Here is a 20,080-nt window from a genome sequence, read left to right on the forward strand (position 1 = left end):
GGGCCGAGGCCGGGGCAGCCCGAGCGAATCCAGGCTGAGGCCGTCCCGGGCCGAGCGCGTCCGGGCCGAGCGCGTCCAGCGGGGCGCACCCGGCTGGGGCCGGTCTACCGCTCGACCGCCACCGCCGGGGGCTCCGCGCGCCCCGCGCATCGCCGGAGCTTCGCCGCGACCGCCGCCACCAGCTCCGCCGGGTGGTCGCGGACGATGGCCGGGGCCACGCTGACCACCTCCACTCCGTGCGCCTCCAGGCGCAGGCGGCGGCGCAGCGTGGCGCGGTACTCGGCGGGGCCCAGGTGGAACTCCTCCGAGTCGACCTCCAGCGCCACCCCTTCGCGGGGCCAGTACGCGTCCGGGCGGGCCAGGAATTCGCCCGTCGGCGTGCGCAGCGTCGGGTTCCACAGCGCGTCCGGGATGCCGCCCGCGCGCAGGGCTTCGCGGGCCCGTGCCTCCGCGATCGAGCGGACGCCGGCGGTCAGCGCCTCCATGGCCATCGCGACCCCCGGCGCGTTCCCCAGCTTCGCGGCGCGCAGTTCCGCCACCACCTCGTCCACCGTGCAACGCCCCCGCTGCACCACCTCCACCAGCAGCGCGGTGACCTCGTTCGGGCCGGTCAGGCGCGGCACCGCGCACGAGACCGCGCGCAGCAGCGGGGCACACGGCAGGCCCTGCACCGGGAGCCTGCGGGACGGGCGGCGGGTGCGTTGGACGCGTACGTATGAATGACCGCGCGGGCGTTGCGCGTTGGGGACCAGCACATCCACCGGGCCCACCCGCGCCAGTGGCGGCGTCGCCCGTACCGCGTACAGCGCGAGCGCCGCCCGACCGGTCAGCAGCGCGTCCTCACCCGCGTACAGAAGCGCCGCCCGCAGGCGCTGGCGGGGTGTCGGCGATCCGGGGCCGAGCAGGACCACGCGCGGCAGCACGCGCTGCCACGGGCCGTCCGGGCGGCAGCGGTTGGAGATCGTGGGCCACGGGCTACCCAGGGCCAGGAGCTGGCCCGTCGTCGCGAGCCCGTCCTGGGCGAGTACGAGCGGGTGATTCGCGAGGCGGTGCGCGAGAGTACGAGTACGCATGCCGGGTGAACGCCGCAAGCCGCCGCCAATCACCCGCAGTTACGAGCTTGGGACGATCCGGGCGGGGATCACGACCCACCGCGACCCGCCCCATCCCAACCCGGGGCGGCCCGCAGCAACGGGTCAAATCCGGTTCGTGGGCCCGTTCTTCGACCCAGGTGGAGGATTGCGTCCGCAGTCGCCCCGCCGTTGGGACCCCGCTCCCGGCGACCCCGCTCACGCCCCGCGACCCGCTCCCGGCGACCCCGCTCACGACCCCGGCGTCTGTGGTGACCACCTTCCGCCGGGCGCTGGTCTCCCCCAAGTCGCGTGTCGCCGACCGGGTTTCGCTCTGCGGGTACGTCCTGTCGATAACCGGGGTCGCTCGCGGGGCTCTATCAGGGCCGCGGTGTGGACCTGGGGCAGGGCCTCGTCCGGGCGGCGAGCGGGGTGGGCGCGCTCCGGAGCTCCAGGGCGTCCGGGGAGCCGTGCCCGTGCTGGGCCATCGCCCTCATGGCTTCCCCCCGGCGCCGGAAGCGGCATCGGCTCCGTCGCCGTCTCCCGCCGGGTACTGGAACACGTCGTTCAGCGGGACCCTGAAGGCGCGGGCGATCTGGAACGCCATCTCCAGGGACGGTGAGTAGCGGCCCTGCTCGATGGCGATGATCGTCTGGCGGGATACGCCGACACGCTCGCCCAGTTCGGCCTGCGTCATCTCGCCGTGCGTGAAACGGAGGGTGCGGATCGAGTTGGTGACCCTGGTCGGCTTCACCACGGCTGGAAACCCCTGCGGTAGGCGAACACCTTGGCGGTGGACGCGAGGAGCGACGACAGGACGAACGCCAGGTAGATCACATTGGCGATCCAGAAGTAACTCAGCTCGGCCAGCGCCATGCAGAGCGCGGCCACACCGCCGATGACGACGAACGCCTGGCCGACGTACTCGCCGAACCGGTTGATCTCCCGGTCGCGTACGTCCTTCTTGCCCGCGTCCTCGGGCGAGGCCGCCGCCGCCGCGATGTTGAGGACGATCGCCGCCACGATCGCGGCGCCCACGCACCACAGCAGCGGCGACGCGTACGACACCTCTGTGAGCGGGGTGCTTCCGGCCCGTCCGAGGATGAGGACGAGGTAGGCCGCGTAGCCGGCGACCGCGACCACGGCCATGATCCAGGCCCGTTTCTCTTCGAGGGCCATGTCTGCTCCCCTGCTCCCTGCTCTCGTGTTAAGCAACCTTGACATCGCGAATGTATGAGATAGGCGACACCATGTAAAGCTTGCTTTACCGTCTCGGGCGTTACTGTCTGATTTGTCCCAGTTTTTGTTACGGTCCGGTCGTGATGCAGCGAATGACAAACCTTGGGGTTGCCATGACAGGACGGGGATGTCCATGCGCGTGACTCTGGTCCGGCTGGCGTGCGCCGCAGCCGCCTGCGGGAGCGTCGCGGCGGGCGCCTTGGGCGCCCACGCCTTCGAGCGCCCGGACGCCGCGGCGGCATCGGCAGCGGCGGCAGGGTGCGTCGAGTCCGGAAAAACGGAGCGCAGATCGGTCTCCAGCGTGGACGGGCGCGAACTGCGGTGGGGGGACAGCACCCGGTACAACGACGCCCGGGCCTGGGCACACCGGAAGTGGTACCGGCACAGGGGGCTCCTGCAGCGCATCAGGATCGCGCCCGACAACGCGCGTTCGTCCAAGGACCTCGAATGGCGCGACTGGTACCGGGGCGACAACACGCTGGGCACATGGAGGCACACCAACGGCACCGACCACATCTACTTCAACACCAGGAAGCTGAGCAGGGCGCCGTTCAACACGAGGGACACCCGGCGCGCCGTGGCCGTGCATGAACTCGGGCACGCTCTGGGGCTGTGTCACAAGTCCCGGAACGTGCGGTCCGTCATGCGGACCACCCAGCCCCGGCAAGCGCCCTTGCAGGCCCCCACCTTTGTGGACAAGACCAGTTACAGCAAGCTCTGGGGCTGAGAGAAGAAATGAAGCGTATCCACGCACTTGTGACCGCAAGCATGGCCTTCGCGGTGCTGGCCGGCGCCGGCTGGGGCGGCTACACCTTGTGGCACGACGGCTCACCCGGCCCGCAGACCCACGCCCTGTGCGCGCCGGATTTTTCCAGGGCGGCGTACGTCGCCACCGAAAGCGCGTACCTCTCGCTGGTCACCGTCACCGGCGAGGGCGACTTCCTCGAAGAGGAGGCGGACGAGCCCGGCGGCGTACAGACCGTCCACGTGCGCGTGGACAAGAATCTCAAGGGCGCCCCCGGACGGACCCTGGAACTGGGCCAGTCCGTCGGACTCGACCGGGCCGGGGCCTACACGACCACCGGCGCCACTCATACGTACCACTTGCTGCGCCCCGGCAAGCAGTACGTCATCAGCTACTACCTGGGTGGCAGTTACGGGGACGGTTACGTCCTCTACTCCAAGGCGGAACCACGGGCCGACCGTGCGGTGAGACAGTGGTCCCGCCACATCGCGGCGCGCGCCGCCGCGCCATCGCAGGCGGGCTGCTGAGGGGCTGTTGGCGGGCTGTTGGTGGGGTGGACGCCGGTGGTCACGGGTCGCGACGTCGCGTCGAGGGACAGCACCCGGTCGGGGCGTGCCACGGTGCGGCGGTGGGCGCAGTACGCCACGGCTAGCGAGGGCCACTACCCCGCGCTCGGCCAAGAAGGTGCCGAATCCCGTTGCGCGCAACGGCAGTTGAACGCCCGCCGCGCGCCGTACGTACTAAGGGGTGCAACTCCCCCCTGGCTGGGCGTGCGACCGCTGTAACAGGAAGACAGCGGTCGCGCGCCCAGTCTCTGTGTGGGGGCGGCGTGGGTCAGCCGCCCAGGGCGTGCGAGATCGTGTAGATCAGCAGGCCCGCCAGCGCGCCCACCACCGTGCCGTTGATTCGGATGAACTGCAGGTCCCGGCCGATGTTCGCCTCGATCTTCTTCGACGTCTGCTCCGCGTCCCAGCCCGCTACCGTGTCGCTGATCAGGGACGTGATCTCGCCGCGGTACGTCGTCACCACGTACACCGCGGCGTCCTCCACCCAGCCCTCCAGCTTCGCCTGGAGCCGGCCGTCCGTCGCCAGGCGCGCGCCCAGGGAGATCAGCGAGGCGCGGACGCGCAGGCGCAGTTCGCTCTGCTCGTCCTCCGCCGCCGAGATGATCATGGCGCGTACGGAGGACCAGGCCGAGGCGATGACGTCCTGGACCTCGCCGCGGCCCAGGATCTCCGACTTCAGGCGCTCCACCTTCGCGCGGGTTTCGGTGTCCGACTGGAGGTCGGCGGCGAAGTCGATCAGGAAGCGGTCGATCGCGCCGCGCGCCGGGTGGGCCGGCATGTCGCGCATCTCGCTGATGAAGCGCAGCAGTTCCTTGTAGACGCGGTCGCCGATCTTCTTGTCCACGAAGCGCGGCGTCCAGCCCGGCGCCCCGCCCTGCACCGCGTCCATCACCGAGTCGCCGTGCAGCACCAGCCAGCTGTGGGCACGGTTGCAGATCAGGTCGACGGCGCGGTGGTGCGCCCCGTCGGCGACGACCTTGTCCAGGGCCTTTCCGATGCCCGGGGCGATCTCCGCGGCGTCCGCGCGGCGCGTGATCGCCTCGCCGACGACCGCCTGCACGTCGGAGTCCCGCAGGACCGTCAGGGCGCCCCGCAGGGCGGTGGCGAGCTCGGCCGTGACGCGGTCGGCGTGCGCGGGCTCGGCGAGCCAGGCCCCCACCCGGCCGCCGATTCCGATGCCGCGCAGGCGGGCCCGTACGACGTCCGCGGAGAGGAAGTTCTCCCCGACGAAGGAGCCGAGGGTGGCGCCGAGCTGGTCCTTCTTGTTCGGGATGATCGCGGTGTGCGGGATGGGCAGGCCCATGGGCCGCTTGAAGAGCGCCGTGACGGCGAACCAGTCGGCGAGCGCGCCCACCATGCCCGCCTCGGCCGCCGCGGCGACATAGGCGGGCCAGCCTGTGACGCCCTCGTTCTTCGCCCAGGTCGCGAGTACGTAGATGACCGCGACCAGCACCAGCAGCCCGGTGGCCATCGCCTTCATGCGGCGTACGCCCTGACGCTTCTCCTCGTCCGCCGCGCTGTAGGCGAATGGGGGCAGGGGTGAGGGAGCGGCGGGGCGGGCAGCATTGCTCATGTCGGCCATTTCGTCCATATCAGCCATGTCGTTGATGTTGTTCGCACCTTCCATGCCCGATATATCCGCAAGTTCCGCTTTACTGCGATCCATCCGCCCCACCCGTCCGCCGTGCGCGCGCCCACTCGTACATATTTTGCTTACCTGCCCTACTCATGGAACGCACTTCAAGTTCCCGGCGTCTGTACAGAAGGTGCAATGGCGCATCATGGAGTGAGATCAAATGGAGCCTCGGGCTCCCTGCGCCCGAGGAGATAGACCGAGCATGACCAAGCGCAACGGTTATGCCTTGCTCGCCGCGCTCGCCGCGGTGGTGGTCCTCGTATCGGGGGCCATATTCGCCGGGGCGACGCTGAGTAGCGCCGGCAAGGACACCCAGGCGGACCCCCGCCCCCGTACGCCGCTGCGTTCGGCGGCGCCCGCCAACTCGGGCACCTGGATCGGCACCTGGGCCACCGCGCCCGCCAGCGCCGAACCCGGCACGGAGAACGGCTTCCCCGGGCGTTCCATCCGTAACGTCGTACACACCAGCATCGGCGGCACCAGCGCCCGCATCACCCTCTCCAACCTCTACGGCACCCGCCCGCTGCGCATCACGCACGCGTCGATCGCCGTCGCGGCCACCCCCGGCGCCCCGACCGCGGCGACCGGCACCATGCGCCGGCTGCTCTTCGGCGGCTCCCCCACCGTGATCATCCCGGCGGGCGGGCAGGCACTGAGCGACGCGGCACCGCTGAGGGTCCCCGCGGACGCCGACCTGCTGGTCACCACGTACTCCCCCACGCCCAGCGGCCCGGCCACGCACCACCCGCGCGCCCGCCAGACGTCGTACATCGCGGAGGGCGACCGCACCCAGGACGTCCTCGGCGACCTGCACGCCGGTCAGACGCCGTACTGGCGCTACCTCACCGCCGTCGACGTCCTCAGCGGCAAGGCTCAGGGCGCAGTCGTCGTCATCGGCGACTCGATCACCGACGGCGTCACCTCCACCGCGGGCGCCAACCGCCGCTGGACGGACGTGCTCGCCGACCGCCTGGACGGCCGCTACAGCGTCCTCAACCAGGGCATCAGCGGCAACCGCCTGCTGATGGACGGTACGGGCCCCAGCGCGCTCTCCCGCTTCGACCGCGACGTCCTGTCCCGCTCCGGCGCCAAGGCCGTCGTCATCGCCCTCGGCATCAACGACATACTCCGCCCGCCGCACGAGGCGGACCCCGCCCGGATCACCCAGGCCCTGGAACAACTGGCGCGGCAGGCACGCGCCGGTGGGCTGCGCGTCGTCGGCGCGACCCTGATGCCCTTCGAGGGCACCCGCGTGCACACACCCCAGCTCGAAGCGGTGCGGGACGCCGTCAACAACCGGATCCGGGCGGGCGGCATCTTCGACACGGTGGTGGACTTCGACCGCGCCCTGCGCGACCCGTACGCCCCCGACCGCCTGCTCCCGGCGTACGACTCGGGCGACCACCTGCACCCGAGCGACGCGGGCTACCGCCGGATGGGCATGGCCTTCGACCCGGCGACACTGAGCAGGAGCACCGCCCCGGCGCAGCTGTGACGCCGCGTCATCGCCGACCTCGCCCGACGCGTGAACGGCGACCCGATCGGGTGCGGGAGCGGTCCGGGCGGGGCGCCCCCTCTTCACGCAACACCGCCGCGCCTCCGCCGCTCCCGGTAACTCTTGACGCACCCCGGGCGGGGGGCCCTGCCCGCACCGGCGACGCATCCCGCTCAGCCGAGCTCCTTGCGCTCGCCCTTCCCGATCTCGCGGTCGGTCTTCCTCGCGAGCTTCTGCTGTTTGCGCTGCTCCTTGAGCCGCTGGCGCGCCGCCTTCGTCAGCCTGCGCTCGACACCGACGCCGCCCATCATCGCGAAGCCCGTGACCCGCACCCGCGGGGCGCCGGGGGCCACCTCATCGGCCGATTCCGTCGTCGCGTCGCCGAAGCCGCCCATCAGGCCAAAGCCCCTGACGTCCACCTCGACGCCGGGCGGCACCACCACGCTCACGCCGCCCATCAGGACGAAGCAGCGGATCACGATGTCGCGGTCCTCGAAATTCGCCTCGCGCAGATCGATCTCGCCGCCGCCCATCAGCGTGACCGCGGTGAATTTGCGGCCCACCGTCCAGGTGCCGCGGCGGCCGAAGCCGCCCCAGACGGCGATGGCGCCCTTGGAGGTGGGCGCGCCGCCGATCCGGGCGGGCCAGGACCGCCGCGTACCCGCCGACGGGTCGGCGAGCGGCGCCGCGGGGGCCATGCCGGCCGCGGGCAGGTCGCGGATCAGGGGGATCAGCTCGCCCTGGGTGCGCGCCTTGTACACCGCGTCGAGTCGCTGACCGAACTCCTCCATGTCGAGGCGCCCTTCGGCGACGGCCTCGCGCAGCACCTCGGCGAATCGTTCGCGCTCCTCGTCGGAAGCGCGCATCTCTGGCAGCCCACTCGTCATACGGTCACAGTAGCCACCGCGTGGCCACAGTCACAGTCATGGTCACAGCGCCGAGCGGTCCGCGTACATCTTCGCGATCACCGCTTCGATGTCCGGCTCCCGCACCGACAGGTCCACCAGCGGGTACCTCGCCGCCACCGCGGCGACCAGCGGGGCCGCCGACACCGACGCGGGGAACGCCAGCCACTGGCGCGGCCCCTCCACCCTGATCACCCGGGCGCCGTCCACCGTGACCGGCGGCAGCTCGCGCTCCAGGTCCACCACCAGGGTGCGCTCGCTCTCCCCCACCTCGTGCAGCCCGGCGAGCGCGCCGTCGTACACGAGCCGCCCGTGGTCGATGACCATCACGCGCTTGCACAGCTGCTCGATGTCGGTCAGATCATGTGTCGTCAGCAGGACCGTCGTGCCGCGCTTGGCGTTCAAGTCCCGCAGGAAATCACGGACCTTGGCCTTGGAGATGACATCGAGGCCGATCGTCGGCTCGTCGAGATACAGCACCTCGGGGTCGTGCAGCAGCGCCGCCGCGATGTCGCCGCGCATCCGCTGCCCGAGCGAGAGCTGCCGTACCGGTACGTCCAACAGCTCCCCCAGGTCGAGGAGTTCGACGCAGCGCGCCATGTTCTCCTTGAACCGCACGTCCGGGATCCGGTACATGCGGTGCACCAGCCGGTACGAGTCGCGCAGCGGCAGGTCCCACCACAGCGTCGTGCGCTGCCCGAAGACGACGCCGATGCGCTGCGCGAGGCGGGTGCGCTCGCGCGACGGGTCGATGCCCGCGACCCGCACCGTGCCGCCGCTCGGTGTGAGGATGCCCGTCAGCATCTTGATGGTGGTGGACTTGCCGGCGCCGTTGGGCCCGATGTAGCCGACCATCTCGCCGCGCGGCACCGAGAAGCTGATCCCGTCGACCGCGCGCACCCGCGTCTTCTCGCGCCGCAGCCTGCCCTTCCTGCGCCGTACGTCGAAGACCTTCTCGACGCCGTCGAGCTCGATGAAGTCCGTGCCCATGTATGTCAGCTCCCCGTGCTCCGGTACGAACGAAGGCCCGCCCGCCACGCGACGCCGGCCAGCGCACAGCACGCCACCGCGACCAGCGGCGGCGTGAAAGAAAGCCAGACCGGCAGGTCCAGCGGGTAGTCGCGCCCCAGCACATACAGCGCGGGCAGCCAGTTGACGAAGGCCAGCGGCAGGATGAAGGTAACCCCGCGCACCAGGTCCTTCGCGAAGAGGGACGGCGGGTACTGCAGGAGCGTAGTGCCGCCGTACGTGAAGGAGTTCTGCACCTCGGAGGCGTCCTGCGCCCAGAACTGGAACGCCGCCCCGGCCACGAACACCGCCGAGAAGATGGCCGCCCCGCTGAGGATCATCAACGGCAGCATCAGCACCTTCAGCGGCGTCCACGCGATGTCCAGCACGGCCAGCGCGTACCCGAGCACCAGCAGGCCCTGGGTGATCCGCCCCAGCCTGCGCAGCGCGAAGCGGTCGGCCGCGATCTGCGCGAGGACCGGCACCGGTCGTACCAGCAGGGTGTCCAGCGTGCCGTCGCGGACCCGCCGCCCCAGCCGGTCCATCGACCCCATCAGCAGGTCGGCGAGGCCGAACGCGGTCGCGGACGTCCCGTACAGGAAGGCCACTTCGGGCAGCGTGTAGCCGCCGAGGCGGTCCACCTGGGAGAACATCAGCAGAACGCCGACGAAGTCGAGGCCGGTGGCGAGGAAGTTCCCGAGGGTGGTCATCACGAAGGACACCCGGTACGTCATCGTCGAGCGGATCCACATCGACGCGATCAGCCCGTACGCCCGGAGCCCCGGCCGAAGCCGCCCCGCCTGCGAATCAGCCACCCTGGACCACCACCCTGCGCGTCGCCACCGTCTGGAGCAGCCGCCCGGCGGTGAGCAGCGCCGCCGCCCAGCCGATCTGGAAGGCATACGCCCCCACCAGACCCCACCCGGAGTACTTGCCGAGGAAAACATCCGCGGGCACCTGGAGCAGCGAGGACCACGGCAGGGCCCGCGCCACCTCGCCCAGCGCACCGGGGAAGACATTGAGCGGCAGCACCATGCCGGAGAAGAAGAGCCCCGCGATGAACGTCATCTGCGCGACGCCCGCGCCGTCGAGCAGCCAGAACGCGGAGAGCGCCACCAGGAAGCGGATGGCGAAGCTGACGACGACACCGAACAGCACGGCGAACAGGAAGGCCACCCACACGAGCGGGTTCGCGGGCAGCGACAGGTCGAAGGCGAGTGCGCCGAGGGCCATCGGCACGATGCCGCGCCCCGCCAGGTGGAAGGCGGCCCGACCCAAGTCACCTGCCAGCCAGAAGAGTTGAAGGTCCACGGGCCGGTAGAGGTCAATGGCGATGTCCCCCGTACGGATCCGCTCGATCAGCTCGTCCTCGAACCCGCCGCCCATCATCGCGGCCGTCATCAGCAGCGCCTGCCCCAGCCACACATAGGTGACGGCCTGCGAGAGGTCGTATCCACCGAGCTGCGGACGCTGGTCCCACAGGGCCGTGTAGGTGTAGGCCATAATGAAGCCGAACACGGTGTTGGTGAACACCCCCGCCGCCGTCGCCACCCGGTACGTCGCATGGCGTCGGAATCCACCCGCGGCGACCACCGCGTACAAGCGCACGTCGACCCCCTCACCCTTTGTCGTCCCCGCCAGGCACCAAAGCGCATGACCCTAGCCCAAGGGGGTCGGCCGCCGCGACCGGATTGTGGTCGCGTCCGGGAGCTGCGGTGCGACAGTGTTTTATGGGCGTACCACGTGAATCGCCCGATACGACACCGTTATGCCGGAGAGTGAACCTCTGGCCGGGGCCAGGGAGTCTCCAGAGACATGAGCGACGAGCCACAGCAGCCCGAGGGCTGGGCACCCCGGGATCCCTCCGCCCCCGCCACCGGCCCCACCCCCGGCCCCGAAGAGCAGCAGGAGCAGCCGACGGGGAAGAAGGGCAAGAAGAAGCGCCCCAAACGCACCGGCCTGCGCCGACTCGTCCCCACCTGGCGCTTCCTCCTCGGCGCCTTCGTACTGCTCGGCCTGATCCTCTGCGGCGGCTTCGTGGCGGGCTACAACCTCGTCGACATCCCGCCCGCCAACAGCGCGGCCGTCGCCCAGAGCAACGTCTACCTCTACGCCGACGGCAGCCAGCTCGCCCGCGACGGCGAGGTCAACCGGCAGAACGTCAAGCTCGCCCAGATCCCCAAAACGGTCCAGCGGACCGTACTGGCCGCCGAGGACCGCGACTTCTACTCGGAGCGGGCCGTCGACCCCAAAGCCATGGTCCGCGCCGCCTGGAACACCGTCACCGGCAAGGGCAAGCAGTCCGGCTCCACCATCACCCAGCAGTACGTCAAGAACTACTACCTCGGCCAGGAACAGACCGTCACCCGCAAGGTGAAGGAGTTCTTCATCGCGATCAAGCTCAACCGCGAGGAGAGCAAGAGGCAGATCCTGGAGGGCTATCTGAACACCAGCTACTTCGGGCGCAACGCCTACGGCATCCAGGCCGCCGCCCAGGCCTACTACGGCAAGAACGTCGACGAGATCGACACCGGGCAGGGTGCCTACCTCGCGTCGCTGCTCAACGCCCCCAGCGCCTACGACGTGGCGACCCACCCCGAGAACAAGCCCCAGGCACTGGCCCGCTGGAACTACGTACTCGACGGCATGGTCAAGGAGAAGTGGCTCAGCCCCGCCGCCCGCGCCACGACGAAGTTCCCCCCGCCGCAGAAGGCCAAGCCCGCCTCCGGCCTCTCCGGGCAGCGCGGCTACGTCGTGCAGGCCGTCGAGGACTACCTCACCAACAGCGAAATCATCGACGAGGAGACCCTGGCCGGCGGCGGCTACCGCATCACCACCACCCTCGACAGGAAGAACCAGGCCGCCTTCGCCAAGGCCGTCGACGACAAGGTGATGTCCGAGACCAGCAAGGACCGCAAGGCCGACCGCAATGTGCGCGTCGGCGGCGCCTCCATCGACCCCGCCACCGGCAAGGTCGTCGCGATGTACGGCGGCATCGACTACACCAAGCAGTACGTCAACAACGCCACCCGCCGCGACTACCAGGTCGGCTCCACCTTCAAGCCCTTCGTCTTCACCTCGGCCGTCGAGAACGAGTCCACCACCCAGGACGGCCGCACGATCACCCCCAACACCGTCTATGACGGCTCCAACAAGCGGATGGTGCAGGGCCCCGACGGACCGACCGGCTACGCCCCCGAGAACGAGGACGACGGCTCGTACGGCTCCGTCACCGTGCGCACCGCCACCGACAAGTCCATCAACTCGGTGTACGCGCAGATGGCCCAGGACGTTGGCCCCGCCAAGGTCAGGCAGACCGCCGTCGACCTCGGCCTCTCCGACAAGACCCCCGGCCTCAGCCCGTACCCCTCCATCGCACTCGGCGTCGCCACCGCCAGCGTCCTCGACATGACCGAGGCCTACGCGACCCTCGCCAACCACGGCGAACACGGCACGTACACGATGGTCCAGAAGATCACCAAGGACGGGCAGAACATCGGCCTGCCCAAGCAGGACGCCAAGCAGACCGTGAGCCGCGAGTCCGCCGACACCACCACCGCCATCCTGCAGAGCGTCGTCGAGAGCGGCACCGGCACCGCCGCCCAGTCCGCGGGCCGCCCCGCCGCCGGCAAGACCGGCACCGCCGAGGAGGACAAGGCCGCCTGGTTCGCGGGCTACACGCCCGACCTGGCGACCGTCGTCGCGGTAATGGGCCAGGACCCGGAAACCGGCGTGCAGAAACCGCTGTACGGAGCGCTCGGCCTGCCCCGCATCAACGGCGGAGGCGCGCCCGCCGAGATCTGGGGCCAGTTCACGGCCGCCGCGCTCAAGGGCAAGGAGATCCAGGAGTTCGACCTGGAGACGGAGGAAGGCTCCGAGGAGCCGGTGGCGCCGCCCGAGGAGGAGGACACCGACACGCCCGAACCCCCGCCGAGCGACAAGCCCGACCCCAGCACCGGGACCGGGGACCAGGCCCAGGGCGGCCAGACGAACGGCGGCCGGACGAACGGCGGGACCACCGACACCGGCGGCACCACGGCCACCACCGGCGCCACCACCGACACCGGGGGCACCACCGACACCGGCGGCACCACGGCCACTACCGGCGCCACCACCGACACCGGGGGCACCACCGACACCGGCGGCGGTACGACGGACACCGGCGGCGCCACCGACACCGGGGGCGGGGACGGTGGCGACGGCCAACCCGCCGGAGGCCTGCTGGACGGCGGGCGGGGCGACTGACCCGCCCCGGCCTCAGTGCCCGGAGGTCGCCTTCAGCCCCACGACGGCGACCAGCAGCAGACAGACGAAGAAGATCCGGGCGGCAGTGGCGGGCTCACCCAGCGCCACCATCCCGACCACAGCCGCACCGGCCGCACCGATACCGACCCACACGCCGTACGCCGTACCGATCGGCAGCGTCTTCGCGGCATGCGACAGCAACAGCATGCTCACCACGATCCCCGCACCCGTGAACACACTGGGCCAGAGCCTCGTAAAACCCTCGGTGTACTTCATACCGATCGACCAGCCCACTTCGAGCAGACCGGCGACCACAAGCAGAACCCACGCCATGACGGCACCTCCGGAACGAAAACGCGAAAACCGCGATACATCGGGAATGCGTCGTCTTTGCGAACAACCCGGTACGGCGCGTCTCGTCGGGGGTGCTTCCACGATAGCAAAGGGCAGCCAAAAGGCCCGGTGACCTCCGTCACCGGGCCTCAGCGCCCACTGCCTACAAGTACAGACCGGTCGAGTCGTCCGAGACCCGCTCGGACGCGACCGCATGCAGATCGCGCTCCCGCATCAACACGTACTGGACGCCGCGCACCTCGACCTCGGCGCGGTCCTCAGGGTCGTACAACACCCGGTCGCCCGACACCACGGACCGCACGTTCTGCCCGACCGCGACGACCTCGGCCCAGGCGAGCCGCTTGCCGACCGCGGCGGTCGCCGGAATGAGAATGCCGCCGCCCGAACGCCGCTCACCCTCGGGAGAGTCGGACCGGACAAGCACCCGGTCGTGCAGCATCCGAATGGGCAACTTCTCGTGCGTGGGGTTCTCGCTCACGCCACGAACCTACCCGCCCGCACCACGGGTGCACGCAGGAGGGGGAAAAGCCCGGTCAGCCCCGCCGGCGCCGCACCGACACCGCGAGCAGGCCCACCAGGCCCACGGCCACCAGCGCCACCGGAACGAGCCGCTCCAGACGCGGAGCGCCGTCCTCCGACACGAACTGCGCCTTCACGTCCGACACCGTCCGGTTCACCGCGACGAACGCCCGGCCGGCGCTCTGGTCCACGGCCGAAGCGACCTTGGCCTTCGCGTCACCGACGATCGTCTTCGGGTGCAGACGCACCCCGATCTCGTCGAGCGTTACGGCCAGCTGGTCGCGCCGGCTCTTGATGTCCGCCTCGATCTGCGCAGGGTTCCTGGCATCCGACACTGCGCTGCCTCCGTGGTCGTGGGCCGAATCCGGTAGTCCGTCATCGACAGTCTGTCAGCTCGGGCCGCCCCGCACCCCACGGCACCCCCATTACGCTCAGAGGCGTATCCCCCCTGCCCCGCACCATGCCGCACCAGGAGACCTTGATGAGCGAGCGACTCGAGACCGGCGACACCGCCCCCGCATTCACCCTGCCCGACGCGGACGGCACCGAGGTCTCCCTCGCCGCCCACCACGGCCGCAAGGTCATCGTCTACTTCTACCCGGCCGCCCTCACGCCCGGATGCACCAAGCAGGCCTGCGACTTCACCGACAACCTCCAACTGCTGGCCGGCGCCGGTTACGACGTCATCGGCGTGTCCCCGGACAAGCCGGAGAAGCTCGCGAAGTTCCGTGACCAGGAGAACCTCAAGGTCACGCTCGTCGGCGACCCGTCCAAGGAGATCCTCACCGCGTACGGCGCCTACGGCGAGAAGAAGCTCTACGGCAAAACGGTGACGGGCGTGATCCGCTCGACGATCGTCGTCGACGAGAACGGCAAGGTCGAGCGCGCCTTCTACAACGTCAAGGCGACCGGCCACGTGGCGAAGATCATCAAGGACCTCGGCATCTGACCCCACGGGCACCGCACGCGGATTTTTTGTGACCAAGGTCCCGGACATACGGGGCCTTGGTTCGCGACATACGGGGCCTTGGTTTGCGACCTTGAATACAAGGCAGGTGTTCAGCTTGGATTTATGTCCAATGAAAGGAACCCTGCCATGGCGGCCACAGGCCCCGACGACCAGGCTGCCGATCCCCAAGCGATCAAACGCCACCGCAACCTCTTCCGAGCAGCCAACAGACGGAAGAACCCCCCGCTGCGCCGGTCGGACATCACCATCACCGACGAATCGGCGGTCAAGCGCGCGGTCAAGGCGGCGTCGCTCGGCAATGCCATGGAATGGTTCGACTTCGGCATCTACAGCTACCTGGCCGTGACGCTCGGACACGTCTTCTTCCCGTCCGGGAACGACACCGCCCAGCTGCTCTCCTCGTTCGCGACCTTCGCCGTCGCCTTCCTGGTACGACCGCTCGGCGGCATGTTCTTCGGCCCCATGGGCGACCGGGTCGGCCGCAAGAAGGTCCTCGCGCTGACGATGATCCTGATGGCGATCGGCACCCTCGCCATCGGCCTGATCCCGTCGTTCGCGTCGATCGGCTGGTGGGCACCGGCCCTGCTGGTCCTCTTCCGTCTCCTCCAGGGCTTCTCCACCGGCGGCGAGTACGGCGGCGCCTCCACCTTCATAGCCGAGTACGCCCCCGACAAGCGCCGCGGCTTCTTCGGCAGCTTCCTCGAATTCGGCACCCTGGCGGGCTACGTGGGCGCGGCCGGCCTGGTCACCGTGCTCACCACCGTCCTCGGCTCCGACACCATGGAGAGCTGGGGCTGGCGCATCCCGTTCCTGGTCGCGGGCCCGCTCGGCCTGGTCGGCCTCTATCTGCGGCTGAAGCTGGACGAGACGCCGGCCTTCCAGAAGCTGGAGAACGAGAACGCCCGCGCCACCGAGGCCGCCGACACGGTGGAGACCACCACCAAGGACGACCTCGCGAAGATCTTCCGTCTGTACTGGCCGACGCTGATCCTCTGCATCTGCCTGGTCGGCGCGTACAACGTCACCGACTACATGCTGCTCTCGTACATGCCGACGTACCTCTCGGACGAGCTCGGCTACAGCGAGACCCACGGCCTGCTCATCCTGCTGGCCGTCATGGTCTTCCTGATGCTGATCATCAGCAGGGTCGGCCGCCTCAGCGACCGCTTCGGCCGCAAGCCCCTGCTCATGACCGGCATGGCCGGCTTCCTCTTCCTGTCCCTGCCGGCCTTCCTGCTGATTCAGCAGGGCAGCATCCCCGCGGTGACGATCGGCATGCTGATGCTGGGTCTCTCGCTGCTCTGCATGCTGGGCACGATGTCGGCGGCGCTCCCGGCCCTGTTCCCCACCGACGTCCGCTACGGCTCCCTGTCGGTCGGCTACAACCTCAGCGCCTCCCTCTTCGGCGGTACGACGCCCCTGGTCATCACGGCCCTGATCAGCGTGACCGGCTCCAACCTGATGCCCGCGTACTACTGCATGGCGGCGGCGCTGATCGGCATGATCGCGGTGGCATGCATGAAGGAAACGGCCCAGAAGCCCCTGGCGGGCTCCCCGCCGTCGGTGGAGACGAAGGAAGAAGCAGCAGAACTGGTCGAGGCGCAGGCGCCGAAGTTCTGACCCTGCTCGCTCACGGCCCGTACCGCTCGCGATCTGCTCGCGGCGGTACGGGCTGTTCCGCCTTCCGGACGTAACCATCCGATTAACGGTTCGTTGGTCCGTACGAGACTGCGAACGCGCGGTCGGTTACGGAGGGGCCGTGGGGTCTGTCAGGTACACACGTGAGCTTGGCGGAGGAGCCGAGTCCGAGCCGGACGACGAGGGCCGGCTGGCCTCGGCCATCGCCGAGTCCAAGGGGTGGGCGGACCTGATGCGCCGCCTTGGACTCAAGGAGAGCGGCGGCCGACGGCGCACTCTTCAGGAGAAGGCGTCCGCGCAAGGTCTCGACACCAGCCACTTCAAGAAGCGCAGCCCTTGGCGCAAGTACCCGGACGAGGCCATCGCAGCAGCAGCCGCCTCCTCATCGACGCTGCGCGAGGTCGTCACCAAACTCGGCGCGCCACCGGCCACTGGCACGTTGTCGCACATTGGCCGCCGTATCGCAGCGGCGGGTATCGACATCAGCCATTTTTCGGGCATGAGCCGTATACAGACGGAACTCCCTTTCACCACACAGGAGTTGAGTGCGGCTGCGGCATCCAGCAATAGCATTCGCGGAGTCGCCCGCGCGCTGGGCGTACCCGACGACAGCCGGTCACGCGCGGCGCTCGGGCACATGCTGAGGTCCCGAGGAATTGAGACCGCCCATTTCCGCAACGCACGGCTGCGGATCCCCGAGGCGGCTCTGATCGCGGCCGTGCCCGCCGCCACGAGCTACGCCGACCTCATGCGCGCACTCGACCTTTCCGTAAGCGACACCAACCACCGTCGGGTACGACGCAAGGTCGCTGAACTCGGCCTGGACACCGGACATTTCAAGCGACGCGCCTGGGGTTCGGTGCAGGTGAGCGAGCCCAGGTCGACAGCTGTGACGACGCTCGTCGTGCTCGCCGACGGCTCGTCCCGAACCAACCGCCCACGCCTGCATCGCGCGCTGCGAGAAATCGGCGTTCCGTATCGCTGCACCTCGTGCGGGAACACCGGCGAATGGCGGGGACAGGCGATCACGCTCCAGATCGATCACGTCAACGGGAACTGGCTGGACAACCGGCCGGAGAACCTCCGCTACCTGTGCCCCAACTGCCATGCGCTCACCGAGACGTGGTGCCGCAACCGGAAGAAGAAACCGCACGCCTCCGCGCCATCGCCGCCGAATGCCCCGTCGGCCGCGCGCCCGGTACTATGGCAGACGGCTAGCGGCGGTGGTGCATCTGGCGACACAACAGACTTAGGATCTGTGGCCCGTGAAACGGCTTGAGGGTTCGAATCCCTTCCGCCGCACACTGAACGGCCTGCGAATCGATGGTTGGTTCGCAGGCCGTTTTCTGCGGCACGGCGCCTACCCCACCAGCTCCCGCACCACCGGCACCAGCGCCCGGAACGCCTTCCCCCGGTGGCTGATCGCGTTCTTCTGTGCCGGGGTCAGCTCCGCGCAGGTGATGTCGTAGCCGTCCGGCTGGAGGATCGGGTCGTAGCCGAAGCCGTTCGTGCCCTTGGGGGTGTGGCGGAGAATACCCGGCATGCGGCCCTCGACCACGCGTTCCGTGCCGTCCGGCAGGGCCAGGGCTGCCGCGCAGGCGAAGTGGGCCGTGCGGTGCGGGGTCGCGATGTCTCCGAGTTGGGCCAGGAGCAGGTCGAGGTTGGCGCGGTCGTTGCCGTGGGTGCCGGACCAGCGGGCCGAGAAGATACCGGGGGCGCCGCCGAGGACGTCGACCGCCAGGCCCGAGTCGTCGGCGATGGCGGGCAGGCCGGTGGCCTTGGCCATGGCGTGGGCCTTGAGGAGGGCGTTCTCGGCGAAGGTGACGCCGGTTTCCTTGACGTCGGGGATCTCGGGGTACGCGTCCGCGCCGACCAGGTCGTGCGGCAGGCCTGCGTCGGCGAGGATCGCGTGGAGTTCGGTTACTTTCCCGGCGTTGCGGGTGGCGAGGATCAGGCGCGTCATGAGCCGATTGTCCCAGGGCCCCCGGAGTGGCTCGGGACTACGGCGTGCAGACCTTGCCGACTTCGGTGGCCGCGCTGGTGACCGGGCCGATGTCGGGGGTGGCGTCGCCGTCCTTGATGGACTGACGGACGTTGCCCACACCGGTGTTGAGGTCGTCGACGGCCTTGCTGAGGTCGGCGTTGTCGGTCTTGTCGCCGAGGTCGGTCAGTTCCTTGTCGATGTCGTTGAGGGCCTGCTCGGCCTGGAGCGGGTTCTCCGAGGCGTTGTTGACGGCCTCCTGGAGCTTGTCGACGCTCTGCGCGATGGAGTCTGCGGCCTGGACGCAGTCCATTGCCTTGTTCACGGCGCTGCAGCCGAGGGTGATGGGTACGACCAGGGCTGTCGCGGCGATCACGACGGCTATACGGCGACGACTGGCGGCCATGGAACGGTCCTCCCCGAGCAATACGGACGAGCGAGCGGCGGGCTGGTTGTGCGGACGGGCGCACGGTTCTGCCCGTGCGCCCGTATCCGTTACGACGCCGGTGGGGCGTCAACGGTTGCTCAGCTCTGGAGGGGCTCGGTCTGCAGGGCGCGGGCCTGCAGGGCGGTGAGGTCGGCGCAGCCGCCGGCGGCGAGGTCGAGGAGGGCGTTGAGCTCCTTGCGGTCGAAGGGCTCGGCCTCGGCGGTGCCCTGGACCTCGACGAAGCGGCCGTCGCCGGTGCAGACGACGTTCATGTCGGTGTCGGCGCGGACGTCCTCCTCGTAGCAGAGGTCGAGGAGGGGGGCGCCGTCGACAATGCCGACGCTGACGGCGGAGACGGTGCCGGTGAGGGGCTGGCGGTTGGCCTTGATGATTTTCTTGCCCTGGGCCCAGGTGATGGCGTCGGCGAGGGCGACGTAGGCGCCGGTGATGGCCGCGGTGCGGGTGCCGCCGTCGGCCTGGAGTACGTCGCAGTCCAGGACGACGGTGTTCTCGCCGAGGGCCTTGTAGTCGATGACGGCGCGCAGGGACCGGCCGATGAGGCGGCTGATCTCGTGGGTGCGGCCACCGATCTTGCCGCGGACGGACTCGCGGTCGCCGCGGGTGTTGGTGGCGCGCGGCAGCATCGAGTATTCGCCGGTGACCCAGCCTTCGCCGCTGCCCTTGCGCCAGCGCGGGACGCCTTCGGTGACGGAGGCGGTGCAGAAGACTTTGGTGTCGCCGAAGGAGATGAGGACAGAGCCTTCCGCGTGCTTGCTCCATCCGCGTTCGATGGTGACAGGGCGGAGCTGTTCGGGCGTGCGGCCGTCGATACGAGACATGGGACGAGCCTATCGGCAGATGGGTGAGGGCCCGTTCCGGATGCGGAACGGGCCCTCGGTGCCGAGCGGGTGTCAGCTGCTCACATCATGTCTTCGATGTCGGCTGCGATGGGGTCCGCGTCGGTGCCGATGACGACCTGGATCGCATTGCCCATCTTGACGACGCCGTGGGCGCCCGCGGCCTTGAGGGCGACTTCGTCGACCTTGCTGGGGTCGTGGACCTCGGTGCGGAGGCGAGTGATGCAGCCTTCGATCTCTTCGATGTTGTCGATACCGCCGAGACCGGCGACGATCTTCTCAGCCTTGCTGGCCATGTCTTTCTCCCTGTTTTCCAAAGCACCAAGTCTCGGCCCACCGTTGGTCCGCTTTGACACGGTAACTCACGGTTGGCCCAACTTCGCGGGCGCGTAGGCGCCTCGTACCGAATGATGGCGATCACCGGC

The 20,080-nt window shown here is 69.6% G+C and carries 21 protein-coding genes, 1 tRNA gene and 1 riboswitch; of the genes, 7 read left to right on the forward strand and 15 right to left on the reverse strand.

Annotated elements, in window-relative coordinates; all coding sequences use genetic code 11:
* Positions 1 to 104: 104 nt before the first annotated feature.
* From ACLLJJ_RS12855 to ACLLJJ_RS12865, 3 genes are all read right to left on the reverse strand, one after another.
* On the reverse strand, positions 105 to 1,073 hold the full coding sequence (locus tag ACLLJJ_RS12855; protein WP_434590084.1) for a hypothetical protein: 969 nt from the start codon (positions 1,071 to 1,073) through the stop codon (positions 105 to 107).
* A 490-nt stretch (positions 1,074 to 1,563) separates the two neighbouring features.
* Positions 1,564 to 1,827, reverse strand: coding sequence for a helix-turn-helix transcriptional regulator (locus ACLLJJ_RS12860; RefSeq protein WP_434590087.1), 264 nt, complete (start codon positions 1,825 to 1,827; stop codon positions 1,564 to 1,566).
* Positions 1,821 to 2,249, reverse strand: coding sequence for a hypothetical protein (locus ACLLJJ_RS12865; RefSeq protein ID WP_434590090.1), 429 nt, complete (start codon positions 2,247 to 2,249; stop codon positions 1,821 to 1,823). The genes ACLLJJ_RS12860 and ACLLJJ_RS12865 overlap by 7 nt, the downstream gene beginning before the upstream one ends.
* Positions 2,250 to 2,442: 193 nt before the next feature.
* Here ACLLJJ_RS12865 and ACLLJJ_RS12870 point away from each other — a divergent pair, with 193 nt between their 5' ends.
* Both ACLLJJ_RS12870 and ACLLJJ_RS12875 read left to right on the forward strand, forming a co-directional pair.
* A complete protein-coding gene (locus ACLLJJ_RS12870; protein WP_434590093.1) occupies positions 2,443 to 3,036 on the forward strand; it encodes a matrixin family metalloprotease in 594 nt (197 codons plus the stop codon).
* A gap of 29 nt (positions 3,037 to 3,065) precedes the next feature.
* Positions 3,066 to 3,581, forward strand: coding sequence for a hypothetical protein (locus tag ACLLJJ_RS12875; RefSeq protein ID WP_434590096.1), 516 nt, complete (start codon positions 3,066 to 3,068; stop codon positions 3,579 to 3,581).
* 307 nt (positions 3,582 to 3,888) lie between these two features.
* Here the strand turns inward: ACLLJJ_RS12875 and ACLLJJ_RS12880 are convergent, their stop codons facing one another.
* Positions 3,889 to 5,193, reverse strand: a complete 1,305-nt coding sequence (locus tag ACLLJJ_RS12880; protein WP_434600395.1) for a DUF445 domain-containing protein — start codon at positions 5,191 to 5,193, stop codon at positions 3,889 to 3,891.
* Between the two features lie 265 nt (positions 5,194 to 5,458).
* On the opposite strand from ACLLJJ_RS12880, the gene ACLLJJ_RS12885 reads away from it, so the two are divergent.
* Positions 5,459 to 6,751, forward strand: coding sequence for an SGNH/GDSL hydrolase family protein (locus ACLLJJ_RS12885; protein WP_434590099.1), 1,293 nt, complete (start codon positions 5,459 to 5,461; stop codon positions 6,749 to 6,751).
* Between the two features lie 173 nt (positions 6,752 to 6,924).
* Here ACLLJJ_RS12885 and ACLLJJ_RS12890 read toward each other — a convergent pair whose 3' ends face one another.
* From ACLLJJ_RS12890 to ACLLJJ_RS12905, 4 genes are read right to left on the reverse strand one after another with little or no spacing between them, the layout of a single operon-like run.
* On the reverse strand, positions 6,925 to 7,638 hold the full coding sequence (locus ACLLJJ_RS12890; RefSeq protein WP_434590102.1) for a DUF1707 SHOCT-like domain-containing protein: 714 nt from the start codon (positions 7,636 to 7,638) through the stop codon (positions 6,925 to 6,927).
* A gap of 42 nt (positions 7,639 to 7,680) precedes the next feature.
* Entirely contained in the window at positions 7,681 to 8,646 is a 966-nt protein-coding gene (locus ACLLJJ_RS12895; RefSeq protein WP_434590104.1) for an ABC transporter ATP-binding protein, read from the reverse strand.
* Positions 8,647 to 8,651: 5 nt separating this feature from the next.
* Positions 8,652 to 9,566, reverse strand: coding sequence for an ABC transporter permease (locus ACLLJJ_RS12900; RefSeq protein WP_434590107.1), 915 nt, complete (start codon positions 9,564 to 9,566; stop codon positions 8,652 to 8,654).
* Positions 9,472 to 10,272, reverse strand: coding sequence for an ABC transporter permease (locus tag ACLLJJ_RS12905; protein ID WP_434590110.1), 801 nt, complete (start codon positions 10,270 to 10,272; stop codon positions 9,472 to 9,474). Before ACLLJJ_RS12905 ends, ACLLJJ_RS12900 begins: the two co-directional genes overlap by 95 nt.
* Positions 10,273 to 10,479: 207 nt before the next feature.
* Between ACLLJJ_RS12905 and ACLLJJ_RS12910 the strand changes: the two genes are divergently transcribed.
* Positions 10,480 to 12,909 (forward strand): transglycosylase domain-containing protein, encoded by a 2,430-nt coding sequence (locus ACLLJJ_RS12910; protein WP_434590113.1) that lies wholly within the window; start codon positions 10,480 to 10,482, stop codon positions 12,907 to 12,909.
* Positions 12,910 to 12,921: 12 nt separating this feature from the next.
* Here ACLLJJ_RS12910 and ACLLJJ_RS12915 read toward each other — a convergent pair whose 3' ends face one another.
* The 3 genes from ACLLJJ_RS12915 to ACLLJJ_RS12925 all read right to left on the reverse strand — a co-directional run bounded on the left by ACLLJJ_RS12915 (position 12,922) and on the right by ACLLJJ_RS12925 (position 14,117).
* A complete protein-coding gene (locus ACLLJJ_RS12915) occupies positions 12,922 to 13,242 on the reverse strand; it encodes a DMT family transporter (RefSeq protein ID WP_434590116.1) in 321 nt (106 codons plus the stop codon).
* Positions 13,243 to 13,287: 45 nt separating this feature from the next.
* Positions 13,288 to 13,355, reverse strand: a riboswitch (guanidine-III (ykkC-III) riboswitch).
* Positions 13,356 to 13,405: 50 nt separating this feature from the next.
* Positions 13,406 to 13,741 carry a GroES family chaperonin gene (locus tag ACLLJJ_RS12920; RefSeq protein ID WP_434590119.1) on the reverse strand — a complete coding sequence of 112 codons (336 nt, stop codon included), beginning with the start codon at positions 13,739 to 13,741 and terminating at the stop codon, positions 13,406 to 13,408.
* A gap of 55 nt (positions 13,742 to 13,796) precedes the next feature.
* Positions 13,797 to 14,117, reverse strand: a complete 321-nt coding sequence (locus ACLLJJ_RS12925) for a DUF3618 domain-containing protein (RefSeq protein ID WP_434590122.1) — start codon at positions 14,115 to 14,117, stop codon at positions 13,797 to 13,799.
* Positions 14,118 to 14,263: 146 nt separating this feature from the next.
* Between ACLLJJ_RS12925 and bcp the strand changes: the two genes are divergently transcribed.
* The 3 genes from bcp (at position 14,264) to ACLLJJ_RS12940 (ending at position 17,692) form a co-directional block, all read left to right on the forward strand.
* Complete coding sequence (bcp, locus tag ACLLJJ_RS12930; RefSeq protein WP_434590125.1) at positions 14,264 to 14,731, forward strand: thioredoxin-dependent thiol peroxidase; 468 nt, start codon at positions 14,264 to 14,266, stop codon at positions 14,729 to 14,731.
* Positions 14,732 to 14,878: 147 nt separating this feature from the next.
* Complete coding sequence (gene proP / locus ACLLJJ_RS12935) at positions 14,879 to 16,372, forward strand: glycine betaine/L-proline transporter ProP (RefSeq protein ID WP_434590128.1); 1,494 nt, start codon at positions 14,879 to 14,881, stop codon at positions 16,370 to 16,372.
* Positions 16,373 to 17,607: 1,235 nt separating this feature from the next.
* Positions 17,608 to 17,692 (forward strand) — tRNA-Leu (locus tag ACLLJJ_RS12940).
* A 58-nt stretch (positions 17,693 to 17,750) separates the two neighbouring features.
* Here the strand turns inward: ACLLJJ_RS12940 and rdgB are convergent.
* The 4 genes from rdgB to ACLLJJ_RS12960 form a co-directional block, all read right to left on the reverse strand.
* Complete coding sequence (rdgB, locus tag ACLLJJ_RS12945; protein ID WP_434590131.1) at positions 17,751 to 18,353, reverse strand: RdgB/HAM1 family non-canonical purine NTP pyrophosphatase; 603 nt, start codon at positions 18,351 to 18,353, stop codon at positions 17,751 to 17,753.
* A gap of 37 nt (positions 18,354 to 18,390) precedes the next feature.
* On the reverse strand, positions 18,391 to 18,777 hold the full coding sequence (locus ACLLJJ_RS12950) for a hypothetical protein (protein ID WP_434590134.1): 387 nt from the start codon (positions 18,775 to 18,777) through the stop codon (positions 18,391 to 18,393).
* A gap of 119 nt (positions 18,778 to 18,896) precedes the next feature.
* Entirely contained in the window at positions 18,897 to 19,637 is a 741-nt protein-coding gene (gene rph / locus ACLLJJ_RS12955) for a ribonuclease PH (RefSeq protein ID WP_434590137.1), read from the reverse strand.
* A gap of 80 nt (positions 19,638 to 19,717) precedes the next feature.
* Positions 19,718 to 19,951, reverse strand: coding sequence for a glucose PTS transporter subunit EIIB (locus ACLLJJ_RS12960; protein WP_434590140.1), 234 nt, complete (start codon positions 19,949 to 19,951; stop codon positions 19,718 to 19,720).
* Positions 19,952 to 20,080: the final 129 nt, after the last annotated feature.

It is taken from the genome of Streptomyces sp. A5-4 (assembly GCF_051131715.1).
Lineage (GTDB): Bacteria > Actinomycetota > Actinomycetes > Streptomycetales > Streptomycetaceae > Streptomyces.